At 40.3% G+C, this 16,321-nt stretch carries 3 protein-coding genes; all 3 read right to left on the bottom strand.

Annotated elements, in window-relative coordinates; genetic code table 11:
- Nucleotides 1-12: 12 nt before the first annotated feature.
- Complete coding sequence (locus AAHF87_RS00015) at nucleotides 13-12,756, bottom strand: hypothetical protein (RefSeq protein ID WP_342146122.1); 12,744 nt, start codon at nucleotides 12,754-12,756, stop codon at nucleotides 13-15.
- A 59-nt stretch (nucleotides 12,757-12,815) separates the two neighbouring features.
- Nucleotides 12,816-14,711 carry a hypothetical protein gene (locus AAHF87_RS00010; protein ID WP_342146119.1) on the bottom strand — a complete coding sequence of 632 codons (1,896 nt, stop codon included), beginning with the start codon at nucleotides 14,709-14,711 and terminating at the stop codon, nucleotides 12,816-12,818.
- Between the two features lie 1,430 nt (nucleotides 14,712-16,141).
- The coding region (locus tag AAHF87_RS00005) for a hypothetical protein (protein WP_342146117.1) at nucleotides 16,142-16,321 on the bottom strand (180 nt) is incomplete at its 5' end.

Below are 16,321 nucleotides of genomic sequence, written 5' to 3'. Positions count from 1 at the left end.
TATTCTCCTAGACTAATATTGTGGATTTATTCCAGAAACATTTTCAAGCTCAACCTGTTCACGTGAATTAGGTATAAGAAGCTCATCTAAGCCACCAGGATGTTCATGCAAAGGTAAAGCACTTCTTGCTTCCACACCTTTAATATTAGTTAAACTTCCCTCACTAATAAATCGACCCGTATTTTGATTCGGTAATCCTGCCTTACTACGATAATCAGATATTGTACTTGGATCTGTACGCGTCCAAGACTTACCATAAGAACCCGCTTCACCTCCCCATACACGATATATCTTCTGACCAATTTGAGGAATACCAGTTTCTAAGCTCTGTACTTCACCGCTGCCAAACAATCCCCATCGATTCATTAGGCGTGAAGCTTGCATTAATCCCTTGCCAAGCTGTTGACCTCCTTGGTATATAATTTCTACCGCTTCTACACCCACTCTCTCTCCAGCCATCACAATCTGGGCGCCAATAGCTAAAGGTACTCCTATGTCAAACCCTGCTTTTTGCCAGCGATTCTTAGGAACTTCATAATGTCCCGTAAAAATTAAATCCGCAGCTTTTCTCGTTCCTTCTTGCATCTCCATGACATCATCAACTCCTCGCCAAAATCCAGTTGGATTTCTGGGCGGTGGCGGTGTTGGATGATAAAAATGGCTGACTTCTTCGCCAACGCGTTGGCCGAGATGTTGTGATACATAAGAATCGTTAACATCAAATGTAACCGACGGTAACTGAGTATTCGCAGTGAACTCTGCATCGTTAATTAAGTGTGAATCCCATTGTTGTTCTATAGTCGTTCGCGTAATGTATCCTTCACCACGGCTAGCCTTTTGACTTTCTTGATATTCATCTGAAACTGATTTTGCTTGTGCTTGTTGCACTGCATAACCCGCACTATCAGAAATCAATTGTGAAGCTAAGTTTTCGACTTCAAATCGTCCGTGCACCGCGCTACTCATTGCCGCGTTACCGATATCGCTTACTAGACGTTGCTCTAAAGGATTATCTAGTTTTATTTTGGCACTCAACCCTGCTTCACCCATGGCTAGTGCAACGCTGGTAAGATCGAATTGCTGACGTATGCCTATCGCCATTTCTGCTAGTTGTTCTTCAACATTCACCATACCTACTTTCAATATATAAACCATTAACTGCTTAGCGCCAAAACCTTTAAAGGGCCCTAGTCCAGTAGCGAAACCAGCAGTAATCCCTGCTGTTATTGCTTCTGCAAGAGAAAAATGATCTTTTAATCCTAGCCCGACACATAGACCTTGCGCTGAAGCTTCTGCTAAGCCAACAAACACCCCTGTCACAACATCGACAGTAACTCCACCAGCAGCAGCAGCGGAAGCCCCCAATAGTGCAGTACAAACCTCGGGTGCAACAGCTATAGCCACCACCACTACAACAGCGCAGATCAATATGCCAAAAAAATCATCATCGTCGTCAGGTGGTGGTGGTTGCGGTGTATCCAGATGTGGCATGAAACTGCCTTGGATGATACTTAAAAACTGATAATATGGACGTGCCATGCCGGCTTTGTTATGTACCGAAATGAGTTGCGGTATGACGATGGTTTGCCCTGCTATGAGTGTTCCACCGCCATTCGCCGCATCAATATAACTCGCTAAACTGCCATCGCCATAAATTTTTTCTGCGATTGCTTGGTAAGTATCTCCTGCAACGCAGATGTAGGTTTTAGGAATATCTGAAAAATAATCATGGCTACCATAAGAATGGTCATTGGGATCATTTGCCTCTGTCAAGGGATCAAAGCTAATCGCACGTCCAGGATTATTCCCTTGCAATATTCCTAGCTCTCTTCCTGCTCCACTTCTTTCTCCATGCCGTACCCAATTGAGTAACAGGTTAATCTCATCACTAAGCTCTTCGCCATATGTATAACTTCCTAGGTATTGACCATTAACCCGATAAAAATAATAAGTCTCCTGTTTACAAATAAAAAGTCCGGTATGGGTATTGTTAATGAATTGATCGGTTAAGTTCATTCGACTAAGTATCAATCCATCAGGTGTGGTTTCAAAATATTTATCTTCCGCGCCCGTACCATCCTTACTTTGTGCACCGCTTATAGCACTGGACTCGCCATTGGGACCTAAAAAGTTTTTAACTGATGAATAATCACTGGTTCCATACTTATTAGCTCGATAACCCCCGATACTCGCTACTCGCCAACTATCCCAACCTACATAGTTATATTGGAGATGATCTTGATTATTTGCTTCGTCGTTGTAAATAATAGTTTGCTGTTGTGGTAAACCAAGAGCAGTAAAACTTTGATAGTCCGTTTTAATTAAATTACCTTCATCTACTATCTGCGTAGTTGAGGTTAGCCAACCGTTTTCATTATAGTAATCATCATGTTGAATATGAATTTTTTCTTTTATCCACCATATTAAAGGATCATTTTGGGGGACAATATCTGTATAACTGCAATGTTGCCATCCACCGAGTTCCAATTGGCGCTCAGTTCTTTCACCGGTATTATATAAAGAACCTGTAAGTCGACCATCGACATCGTATTGCAATGTAGCAATTACCACAGCACTGCTTTCATCAACTTGTACTAATTTTTTTTCTGTGATGCGGCGATCATCTTGATAAGTAAATTCTGAACCTTGGCGAGATGTAATTTTGATTTGCTCATTCTCCAAAACGCCTTCTGCTAAAATTACGTTATCTTCAACATCATATTTCCACCACACTTCCTGAGTAAGTTGTCCAAAATATGCGTTTACTACTGCTTTGATAAAACGACGATTACTGACGGAATCATAAGCGGTAGTAAATATAGCCTGCTTATCTCGAGTTAGAATTTCTCGACCCAAGGCATCGACTTGGCTGGTGGTTTCACGGAGAATTTCACCTGCTTGACTGACCACGCTGATAGCAAAACGTCGGCCTTCGGAATCATAACTATAATAGGTTTTTTTACCGGTAGCGAAGTCGTCTATTTCAGTGACTCGACCAGAAATATATTGATAGTGTAAACGTTGTCCAGGGACTGGGAATATCTCTTGTTTATAAAAAGCTATGACCGGTATCATTTTCATACACTCGCCATGGTTGCCTTCCTCGGACATGACATCGACTAATTGTGCTTTGTAGTCATAACCATAATGATAAACAGCACCACTCAGATCGGTATGTTGTAGCGGTTTGCCAAACGTATCACGTTGCCACGTTAAACGACTGCCATCGGGGTTTATCTGCTGGAACTGTTGATGGTAACGTCCATAGAACATTTGTGTGCACTGACCTAATGGCTCATAGCGTTCAGTTAGATTACCTAAAGCATCAAAATTATAATGGCGGGCGTTTTTAGCGAAATTAATCACACTGTTTCGCTGCTTTTGTTCGTTGTAAGTATAAACTTGAGTTCTACCCACAGGATTATAAAATTCTAAAAGATTGTTCTCTTGATCATAAAAATATTTTGTGATTTGACCTGCACCATCACGTGATTCACATACATTATTAAATTCATCAAAGAGTTGTATTTTTCGCTTAGTGCCTTTTGCTAAAATTTCAATAATCTTATGACCTGCTGCATCAAGAATATAGCCGCTAGTATTACCATTAGCATCGCGTTTAGCTATTTGCAGACCACGAATATTGTAAGCGAAGGTTGTAGTAGGACACAGTGCTTTAGTATTGCCTTGCTCATCAACCACATCGACTAAAGGCTCTATTTTTTGAATAATTTGGTCCGAATCATTATAAATAAATTGCGTGGTATGGCCTAAGCTATCGGTTTCAGTCAACTTATTATTCCATAAATTATAACTGTAACGACGCGCCGGTTGCACGAGATGTTGTCGATCTGGTTCGATCATATCTTGTGTAGGAAATACTAGACCACCGAGCGTAATCACTAAGTTCCCGGTATAGCCATGGCAACGAAAAGGATAAACACCCGCATTAAAACTGGTTACATCCACCACAAATCCTTGTGCGGTCAAGTTGATGCTTGCAAATTGCGCCCAACGACGCATTCTATCTAAGCTAACATCCAAGTATTCTAAAGTAGGTGGGGTTTTTAATTCTTTTAGGTCGGGAACGGGCGTTACCATCACTAGACGTTTATCGCTGAAACTCAGATCGTTAATGATGGTAGGATCAAACGACGGTGGCGCAACAGCAGGCAGAATGGGAAGTTCATTTTGGTAAACAGGAATCCAATCATCCTTCTCATCATTAGCGGCTAATGATGCGGCATGCGGAATCATTTCCCATTCTTCTTCATCACTAGAAGCATCTGATGTTGCTGCCAGTAATAACCAATGATCTTTTACATCGGCAAGCTTATGCGTTACCTGTCCGATCGGACATTTTATAGCTAAAGAAATAGATACTATGGATTTAATCGCTTGCGCAAACGTGACATTACTTTGAATCTGTTTACCGTTTTTATCGGTATAAGGGGTTCTTTTTTCGTTAGGACTTAACTCGCACTCATGGATTTGTTGCTTATCTTGCACATCCACATAATGACATTGCAATTTAACCGGCTGTGTTTGCAAGAAGGGTGACACTTGCCAATTAATTTCAACATGATTGGCTAAAAAATTAAACTGTAACGTGGTATTTATTTCTCTAGATAGCGGCTCTATGGCGGGCACAGGAGTATAAGTGGTAAACGCTAAACTTAAGGCTTGTGGAGTTTTATCTTGCTTTTGTGGTTTTAATTGATATTCACCCGACGTGTAACGACTTAGACCCACAGAATACTGATGTGTTTTCGGATCCAGTTGTAAATCCAGTGTCGCTATTTTTTCTAGATCTTGCCATAATTCAACACGCGTGATATCGCCTGTATTACCGGCTAAACGAACTATGGAGGGTTGTTGTTGGTCGGTTAATGCGACTAAGTGTTGACTTTGTGCGACATTATTCGCTGCAAACTGTATAATCCCAGAGCTTTTATACAGTAATTTTTTGAGTTCATTGCCATTAGTAAAATAATATAACACTTCATACTGATACACATCGGTTGCTAAAGAAGACACATCCACACCACAACGTCCCTCTTGCGTCACAATTGGCAAGGTTTGTTTTTGTGCAGGCATATCTTTAGGCCATAAAGAGAACTCTGCTACCGCATTCTTTTCTTGTGGAATCGGCCAACTCAAACTTTGGATCTTGCCCAACTTAGGATAACCATTACTCGCTAATATACTTAACGGAATAATTTGTGGTTGCGACATGTCAACCTGATAATTAGCCGGTAACGTGCGCGTAATAACACGTCCGGCTAAATCACGCTGATTTTCTGTGCGTTCAACATCGACAATACTCCAACTGAGTACATTGGGTAATTCTCGATAAGTCATAAAACCAAAATCTTGGGTTGCCGATTGCATACGCAGCACACAGAGTCCGGTAAGATCATGAAGAAATAAAGTTGGAGCACCATTTTCGACATTGGTACACCACATGCGACCTAATTGATCAAAGCGCCGATAAATATGCATTTTATCAAGCTTTTCACCTTCCATGATGGCTTGATCAAACGCATCATAGGCCGTGCAATTGGTTTCTATCGTTTGTGAATCGCGGCGCACTTCAACAGTGATCGCTCTATTTTGCGCATCATATTGAAAATATTTTTCATCCAGATGAACTCGTTTTTCGTAAACCTGATTAACTACCCAATTACTTAAAGTCCACCATTGACGCGCCGGTTTACCATTAGCGTTATAACTAAAGCCGCGCGGTATTTGTTGATTTGATTGTTTCCACTGCAATTTGCCGCGTCCATCAAACAATCGTAGTTCTTGTTGATCGGCGGGATCGGTGGCTAAAGGTTTTGGAAGGCTGCCGGGTGTAACTGGTAGTGTTCCTGTTTTAAAACGTGTGGTTAATACTGTTTGACCGTGCGCATTATGCTCATGATAGGTTAATGGTACGATGACGTTAGTAAAACCATGATTGTCACGCGGCATATCAGTTTGCGCGTTCTTACAACCGCGTCGATCATAAAAACTCCACTCCATGCTGCCATCTTCAAGTGTCTTAGAAATTATCTGGCCATTGCCATTATATTGATAGCTGACACTAATATCTTGAGCGGGCGCATCGGTAAACGTAGGTAGTAATCCACCGGTTAATTGTAAGGTTTGACGAATGGCTTGCAGACGAACTTTTTTTACTAAACGATTCGCCTTATCATAATAAAATTGATCGGTGCGATCCTCTTTAGCAGCAATTTTGTCAAATGCATTCTTTAGTTCAACAAAAGGTAAATGAGCATTTATGGAAGCATCTAGTGATTTGGCATAGGCAATACTCTTCGCCATTTGACCAAAACTATCATTCTCAAAACGTTGGCAACGATACTGGGGTGTTTGATTATCTAAACCCACGCTATCCACTTCGGCGAGACGCAAGCCATTGCGATCAAACCAATAAAACTTTTCTTTTTTGCGCGTGGGATCAATTTTTTCGGTTTGCGCAATGATTTGACCCCAAGCATTATACGATTTGCGTATTTCAGCATACTCTTCACTGAGTTTTGCTATCGGTGCACTAACATAACAATGTACCGGACCTTGACGTTGTAAAACGACGCGTCCATGTTGATCGCGATGATAAGTGATGATGCGATCGGCTGATAATTCACGGGTTTGGTAATAATCATCCAATACGGATTTTGGAATTCCGGTTTGCGTATAGGCACTCAGATCGAGCGCGCAAGGCGTAGCAAACGTAATTTTACGTTGAATTTTACCAAACGCATCGCGTTCTTTTTTTATCGTCACACCGAGTGGCTTAACATAATAAACCAAGCGTTGTTGTTGATCGTACACCCAAAATTGCCAATGACCTGCTGCATCTTGTTCAGCCACTTTAAGTCCTTTGGCATTGGTGGTGCGCGTACTAGTTAAGGTTTGTTTGGTTTCAGGACGATGACGCCAATCATCGGGTTTTAATGCAGTCGCATTGTCAACCGCTATGTCCGGTAAATGTGTCATTTGCCATTGATTCAATCCATTGTATTCCGCCTCAAACACACGTGGCTCTGTGGTGTTAGCCGCAGTAGTAATACGCGCAATATTGCCAACCTTGTCATAAACTTTGTGTTTTTCTATCGGGATAATCTGGCCGGTCCAAGCTAATGCTCCAAATGCATTCGGAGTTACCTCAACAATATAAACAGGCGGGGTTGTTTCAATGGTCGGTCGTTTAGCTCGATCAAACACGGTTTTCCAAATCGATTGTTGCCAATCGCTATAAGTGGTTCGATTTCCTAATGCATCATATTGATAGGTTTCGACAAAGCCTAAAGCATCGGTATGTTTTATCAGACGATTCGCCGCATCATAAGCTTTTTGTGTGATGCGATCTTGTGTGGCATCAGGTTTTAAGATCTGCAGTTGTTGACGTAACAATGCATATTCTTGAGGAACAATGAGACGTTGATTAAAATGAACTTCTTCGGTCAAATTACCCTTGGCATCATGCTGATAACTTATTACCTGACCTTCAGATTTCACCGTATACAGCGGTTGGCCTAAGCTATCAAAAAAGAAAAACTGATATCGATCCTGAGTATCATCTTTATTAATATGGGATAGCACTTCTGCTATCGGTAATTTGATTAATTGTGCCGGATCTTCAATCGAATTGGCATAACTAATTTGAGCAATCAAATGTCCTTGTGCATCAAAACGTTGTTCGTGTACATAATTTTGTGGATCAATCGAAAAACGCAACTGACCGACTTCATCGCGTAAAAAATAGTGACCGCGATCTTGAGTAGGGTTAGTAAGTCTAATAACTTGGGCTGCCAGTAGTTCAGTGGTGAACTTTTCTACACTTTTAATGTTGATGGCAGTGGCATACTGTATAGTTTGTATTTCACGTTGCAATGCATCGTAGCGTTTTTCTTTGACATAACCCTGTTGACCATTGCAGCTAACAGCAAAACGTTGATTACCATTCGCATCATAGAATTGATACGTGAGTGTATCTTCTGCGTTAGGCTTAAGCAGCGCGCGCAATTGTTCAGGCGTGGTCTCGTCATTAATGGGTGTAACTTCATTTCCCGTGATCGCTTGTTGGTATTGTCTTTCTAAAATGATTTGATCGGCTTGGTTATATTTCCATTCCGTCACGCCACCTAAAGCATTGATCTGGAAACAACGTCGTCCTGCGGTGTCCAAAATGAATCGTGTCACCTGACCATTAGCATCAATTTCAGCCAGCACGCTATTTTGGCCATTTCTATGGTGTTGGGTTTGGATATTTAATGCATCTTTACGGGTTTCAGTTATTGGATCGATGGTGGTTTTGCATTGTCGATTTAAACCATCATAATCAAGTTGACGTGTATATTGATCGGCAACCGTCTTATCACCCTGCGTTTCGCTAAGGAGTTGTTTTTGCCCGTTATACTGTCGTGTGGTGATTAGGTTTAAACCAGATGCTTGTGCATCTAAACATTGTTCAATGACTAATCCGCGTCGATCATATTTATTTTGTTGTACTATGCCTTTTGCATCAATGGTCTTAACACAGTGTCCTAAAAGGTTATATTGATACTGTGTTTGTCGTTTTGCGCCCTGTGCATCTTGTATTTTTGTGATGAGATGTCCGATAGCATCATAAACATATTGTGTTTTAATGCCATTAAGAATCTGTCTTTCGGTTAAAGATCCCAATAGATTGTAAACAGCTATATAGCCTCTGCCGAGTGCATCCGTGTAGCGACTAATCTGTCCATCGGCGCTGTGTTGCCAGGTTTGAGTGTGTAGATCGGCATCAATTTCTTTAATCTTTTCTGCAAAAATATTGCGAATAATGCTGCGTTTGTTGCCTAAGGGATCAACTATCGTCTCGCTGCGTTTGCTCAAGTCATAAAGATGTTGCGTGCTTAGTCCTAAGGCATTGGTAATTTTTGTTGGTTTATCCCAAGCATCATAAGCAATGTTACTACGCTGTTGTTGCACGGGATTTTGTGTCCAAATCAAACGGCCTTTGCGATCATATCCGCGCTGATAATCGCCTTTTAACTCATCTGCGAGGTGAGTCAGCTTGCCATAAAGATTACTGTAAGCGCGTTTTACTTTACTGCTTAACGCATCGGCTTGATGCTGCGTACTTGTCTCTAAACCGCGTGCATCATATTGATGTTGGATAATTAAGGTAGGTTGTTTAGTTTGAACCGGTAAACTCGTTTGACTAATTTCAGAAAAAGCATTTGGAAGATGTTGCGTTTCAAAACCTTCCGCATCGATAAGCTTGATAGCTTCGTCGCGTTTGTTATAGAACTTCTGCGTGATCACATCCTGCGTAGCATCTTGCAGTGCGTCTAAGGCTTTGCGCAATGCCTCAGGAATAAAACCACCAGTGAGTGGTAGCTTAAATTTATCCGCTAATGTTGCTTTAACTTGGCTGTAATCGCGAGTTTTAACAATATTATTAAAATTATCGCGCGTATATTCTTGAATCTGTGTTTGTTTATCGCCAACAACTTGTAGTGTTAATATCAACTGTCGTTCAGCGTTATAATAGAAGTAAGTTAATTGATCGCTGGCATCTTTACGCGAACGCACTGCGGTCGATAATTTTAAACCGCTGGCATCATAGACATGACGTCGCGTATTTTCATTCCATATTTTTTCTTTTTGTTGCTGTTTTTCTTCAGGTTTTAGAGAACTATCGGCATCGATACGCGCCAGCAATTCACAATTCTGTGCCGCTGCTTCGGCAAGCGTTTGACCCCATCCATCAACACGCGATTCATTTGCACGATAGCTATCGCCGCTTATCTCCGTAGTGAGCGCATCACGCACGCCGTGTGCGATAATTTCTCCCATATTGTCGTAACGGGTGAATGTTATCTTGCCATCGGACTGACGGTTTTCTATTTCACGGTTCAGTTTATCGTATTGGTAATTGATGCTTTGATCGTTATCTGACATTGCGGGCAAATTCGGCATGACCTGCGTGTTGCTATACCAAGTCGCATCGACTGGATTTGCATAACGTTTTTCGCTATTAACAACACCGTTCAGTAAATAATCTTTAGTTGTAATATAGCCTTCAGCATCGACGCTTAAAACCAGCCAACCGCGCGGATCATAAAAGCGATACTCGTGCGCATCATCAGCATTTGCATCAGGACGAATCTTGTCGAAGCTCTGTGTATTGATACTGATCATTTGCTTTTGCGCATAGCGAATGATTTCAGTCACCCAATTTGCACCATTACGTTTATATTCAGTCACGTAACCTGCGGCATCTTGCAAACCAATCTTATTCCTGTCGGCATCATAAAAGATGTGTTGTGTTCGATCCCGCTTAGCATCGATAGCAAGAGCAATCTTTTTTCCTTTGAGTAATGCCGCCAGCTGCTCGGGTAATAATTTTGTATCGTGTTTGATATTGACGATGAGCTGATCATAATCGTTATAGATATTTTGAGATACATAAGCTTCTTCATCGACTTGGTAACACAGCCGTTCTGAGGTGTCGTAAAATTCATAACTAATTCGATCATGTGTCGGATCGCTTATCGACATCTTAGTCATTAATGTCAATAAATCATTAACGGAAGGTTCAGTTCCTTGCGCGGAAGTCGAAGCGAGTTGCAGTTTGTCTATGGCTTTTGCATAACGAACCGTGGCTTTATAACGACTTTGTTGGTTGTAACGAAATTCAGTTAAACTACCGCTGGGATGTACAATAAATCCTAAACGATTTTGCTTATCATAAAATCGATAACTAAATTGTCCATCTGCTGTCGTGCACTTTTCTGTTGTACAGCCTGCGATGTTTCTGCTGTAGGTCGTTTCCCGTGTAAGCGCTTGATTATTAACTTGTATGGTTTGTTGCTGTTTAGCTATCCATCCTTGTGTATCCAATTCAGTGATCTCTTTTCGACTATTAGGCCGCGTAATTTCGACACGTCGATCAGCATAAAGATAGGATGTTTTTTCTTCAGCAGCATTTTTTAATGATATCAACCGACGCAAGTTATCAAATTCTGTATTGGTATCCAGTGTAGGCTGATCTTTTTTGAGAGTTTCGCTGTGGTAACACAAATCGCCAAAAATATTATAGTCAGTATCGAGTTGACTCATATAAGCATCGCTTATGCCCTGTCCTTTAGCATCGATCGTAGCGTAGCGATAAGTATGTGAAGGTAGACCTGACTGATCATTAATTCGCTGGGTTAAGCTCACGCGTTGTGGATTTTGTTGGGCCACCCATGACGCCATGTCCGCTAAACTAGGTGCAGTATTTTTCGTATAATTATCAATCGGAAAACGTCCATCTAAATAAACCACGGTGAATTGGATAAAGTTTGCATCTCCGACACGGTATTCAGTCACTCGACCTTCTGGACTGATTTCAAAGCGTAAATACAATCCTTTACCACTATCTCCATAGGCTTGATCATAAACTTTGCGAATGACTTGAGCTTTATTATTAATATAACTGACTTGCGTGATTAAATTATTTCGCGCACCGGTTTGGTCATAATAATATTCCTTGGTTTGACCATTGGCGTTTTGCTGTTTAATTAAGCGGCCATCATCACTATATTGAAAGCTTTGCTTGCCTTGTTCAGCTGAAGTCAGACTGGATAGTTGGCCGTTCTCATTATAGGTGTAATAACTACTATCGACAGGTAGACTGCACACAACGGAAGGATAGCCTTGGTCTCGATCGATCTGCGTGATCGATCCTTTTTGATTAAAGTATAATTTCGTAGAAACTTGGACATTATTTTGGATAATGGTATTTCCTTGTCCGTACTGAAAGTTTGCCGATAGGCTGCCAACATCGCTAGGATTCTGATAACTAAAAGTAGTAATCGGTCTAGGCACCGCACCACTGGTCGTACCATAGTTAAAGGACACGCCACTGCCATCGCTTTGTTCAAGCTTATCAAGGTAGGCTAATGTATAAACGTCCTTATCCGATAATGTCGCTTTACTTTTGGGAGGAGCAAGATATTTATACTCTATACTTGGCCATTTCGAACGATCGGGACTATCTAATGCGATAGTAGTTTTAGTTAAACGGCCGTCAATATCAAAACTTGAGAATTTTAATAGCGTAGCCTCTTCCATTTTGACAGAATAAATGGATTCCTGATGACTGCCATCGGCGAGTTGAGTGCGCCGAATTTCATAATTACAGCCTGGTGCTTCTATAGTGGTCAGTTGCCAAGGGGTGGTTTGATCATATCGATAAGTCGTCGCCTCATTTTTACTATCGAGCCGTTGAAGCAAATAACCACTTTCATTATAAATTTCTGTGATCTGAGTTTTTGGATCAAACCAACTCCATTTTTTTTCTGTCGCATCATGAGAAAGATAAGCTCGACTATCTGACCAATACGGAGACACCCATCGATTAGTTTTACTATCAAATTGATAGGATGTTTCATGACCATCTTCTTCAACTAAAACCGCTGGAGATGCCGTGGATGCAGGAATAGTTTTAAAATATTTATGTGCTAAACGCCAAATACCAGAAACTGTTTGCGCGTGACTGTTATAGACATAAGACAATTCAACCGGAAAATTTCTTTCCTGTAACACGAGTTTATGATCAAAAAGCGTAAGATTTCCGGTATTAACATTCACAAAACTTTGGATTTTTAAGGGCCCAAAATCTCGGCTAGCTAAGGCAGCACCCAGCTGAGTAAAGGAAGAATAAGAAATTCCAAGACCGAGGCCTGAAACAAGATTAAAAGGATATGCTAAATTCATAGGAAACTTTCCTTACTTTTTAAATTTTTTATCAACGAAAAACCTTCTGACAAATCCCTTCAAGGATGCGATGATGGTCGACCGTTATCATGGTTTATTTCAGCGGATTCAGCCTCAATTAATGGTAATCTTGGCGGCGCTGGACGAAAAAATCGATACGTTGATTGGCTTGCACGATAACCTCCGTATAACAAAGCAATAAAACATAAAATGCCTCCTGCACACAGCAAACTCATTAAAAATGGGCTCCCCAGTAACAGAGTACCCTTCATGGATGGGGATTGATTAGATTGCGTAACATTGGTTTGGTCTAAGCGAACAACCGGTATGCTATTAGTTGGCAACATGTCACAGGTTTGCCAATCGAGATATTGCAAGCGCTCAGATTTTATAAACTGCATGTCTGGCAACGATGAAGCAACGCGACAGAAACTTCTTATCGTAGGCGTGTCCAAATTATTATGAATAACATTAAGTTGCTTTAGTTTGGTATTAGCTTCCATTGGATAAAAAACGCGTTTTTCCTGCCTTGATAGCTGATCCGTACTCAAATCATTGGCATGACATGACACCTTGACCAATTCTTTTGCAAAATTATTCAGCGATGCATCTTCGACACGATTGTCGTTCAGTATTAATTGTTGTAAGTGCGATTGATGTATTACCGGTGCTAATGCGTTAAAAAAGTTTCCATCCAGAAGATTGCTGCTTAAATCCAGCACGGCTAGCTTGGTTTTAGTCAAAGCTTCCGCCAAATCAGGCGCCATGTGATTACTGATGTGATTTTTGTAAAGATGTAATTCACGTAAATGGGTATTAGGAAGTACATCTAACCAATTCATTAATGTGGTATGAGTTATTTGGTTGTCGTTTAAATTTAACGACCGTAGTAATAAACTGTGATTAGAAAAAACACTGGTTAAATCAATAACGATATGATCATTGAGTCCAGCTTCTTTGCAAGTAAAGCTCAGCAATTGTGTATCAGGAAAAACGTTTACCAGTGCTGAAAATCCATGCTGAGTTAATTCACATCCTGAAATATCAAGATGTTGCAACGGGGTAGCAGGCAAGTGTTCTGCGATCATCACCCCATCTTGATCTGCCAATTTATTTCCGGCAATATTCAAAGTCGTTAAGCGACTATCGCGAGCTTGCGTTATCAAAAATTGGACGCCTCTATTGCTTAATTTATTATTTGAGACATCTAAAGACTCTAAATTTTTTAGACAACCCTGCAGCGCGGTGACATGCTCACCTTTTAATCCAGCGTTACTTATTTTCAATACTCTTAAAGAGGAATTTCCTTTCAATGTTTCACTAAAAACTTGAAGTGCATTTGCTGAGAAGTGTTGATGGGATAAATCAACTGTATGCACAAAACTTAGTTGAATTCCATCTGCAAGTTTTTCCAGACCTAAATCAGAAAATGGATTCTTGGCGAGATTGAGTATGAGTAATGAACTATTAGAGAGTACTTCACTAATATGCTGTACCCCCAAATCAGTTATTTGATTACCTGCTAATTGCAAATTGTTTAGAGTTTGCAAGCCTTCGGACATTAAGTTAGCTAATGTTGTCGCACTAACATCAGTCATATGGGTATTAACTAAGTTAAGTTCACTCAGATTTGTCTCAGCTAAAGAATTTAATAATAAGTTAAACGACTCATCATTTAATGATTGATTGCTGATATCAAAATGAGTGACATTGATGTTTGTTAAGAACCGAGTTAATGCTTGAATATGTTGTTGGCTAGGCACTACACCATTTTCAGGGCCAGAAACATTGACTAACTCCAGTGGCGAAGTCACCATAGATTGCAAAGTAATCAGCAATTGTTCCCAATCAGCCGCTGGCCAAGTTGGCCAAGCTTGTTGCGATAAATCAATGCGTGTAATTCCACCTGCGCTTGGAAGCTGAACAAGATGATGAAGTAATTCTACAGGCGACATTCTTTGTTTGTAGCAAGCTGTCTAAACACGTTTGCGCGGAAAACATATTTTGATAGTTTACAAATGACCAATCACACGCAACACACTCATACTGTTCATTTTGTTGTAAAAAAGTAAAACTATTACCCTCTGCTTCACAATTTGCTTGAGCCTGATGATGTCCCAGCTAAATCCGTTGCTTTTTTGAATAATTAGTTGTAGATATCGACCGACGGGCATACAGTGTGTAAAGTGAAGATAGCAGCGATGGAATAAAAAAAATAAGGGTCTCAATGGACGTTGCAGTTTTCACCTAAGGTCCAAGTAAAAATAACGATTCAATCTGCTCGACGTAGGAGTTTCGTTTCAATAAGAGGCGCAAAATGCTTGATCCTCTTCGGCTACCGAATCATCAATAGGCGCTTGAATTCCCTCAATAGGAAGAAAAAGCCAATGATGGTTTCAGCCAAAGATTTCTGATTTTTAATGCGCTTAAAATAGTTTTCTCTAAGTTTGCAATAAATTAGTTTTTTTTGCAATGGATCTTCGATAAAAAACATTTCTAGATTATCTGTATGGAGGCTTGCTGCAATTTGTGCGAGCAAAACGCAAACACCTGAAAAACGTAAAAGGAAAAACCCCGCGATGGATGCGCTAAACTCAATCAGTTTTATCGACTAATGCTTGTTTTTAAAGCAAAGGAAACCAAGGGGAGTATTTTTCATCGTGTTTTTCTACCCTCCCATAAAAATTAAAAAATTTTTGCATGCGCTAAAGCTCCGCGCAATGAAACTCCATGGGAGACAGTGCAGCAAGCATATCGTTATAAAAAGCTGGGCTCACTATCAAGTACTGAAAAAAATTATCTACGCTCACTGCATAATTCATATCACGCCAAAAGCTTACGTCGCTTATCTTTAAAAAACAGCGCTTATAAGACTTGCGATTGGCGGCAATAATAAGGTGCCCGTCCAAGTCCAATACAACAGCTTCATGCAAAAACATCACTACCAAAAATGGTTTGGTCCAGGTTATTTTGATTGTTTTGCTGTTTCCACCCAAAAATCGCTGAAAAATGAAAGTACCACAAACGTTTCTTCAGGAAAAAAAGCCATAAACTAGTGAGATCATGCAATAATAACCCAGCTAATATCGCAGGCCTCTAAAACCACAGATGAAGAAAACTAGCATGATTCAAAAAAAGTCTTTAAACAACATGCGCAAGCCGAAATCTTAGACCCAGGTTTTTCTAATGGAATTCCCTCGCCGCTTAACCAAAAATAAGCGTACCGGTGGTTTACTTATCGAAGGACATTTCAGACTTATGTTTTTTATTCCCCACAAAGCAAAAACGCGCTGCAAAAATTGCTATAATGCCAATGTCCTTAATAAAGAGTTTTTGTGTTTGCGGAGGGTGTTTGCTTGGATGGGATTTTAAATTAACTGAAGCTTCAGGACGTATCATCTCTCACTAAATCTTCGATTGACCGATAAATTAATTTTGATTTCCACCACGAATTCGGTGCATGCGTATCATCCATTTTTTCCTTTTTTTTTCTTGTTGTAAAAAAACTTTTTAAAATTACTTTAAATTCCATAATAAAAAAAAATAATTTTTTTTTATTAGCAAA

The sequence above is a fragment of the Rickettsiella endosymbiont of Aleochara curtula genome (assembly GCF_964030935.1).
GTDB lineage: Bacteria > Pseudomonadota > Gammaproteobacteria > Diplorickettsiales > Diplorickettsiaceae > Aquirickettsiella.
The sequence above is the reverse complement of the archived record's forward strand: the minus strand, read 5'-3'. Positions and strand labels throughout refer to the sequence as shown.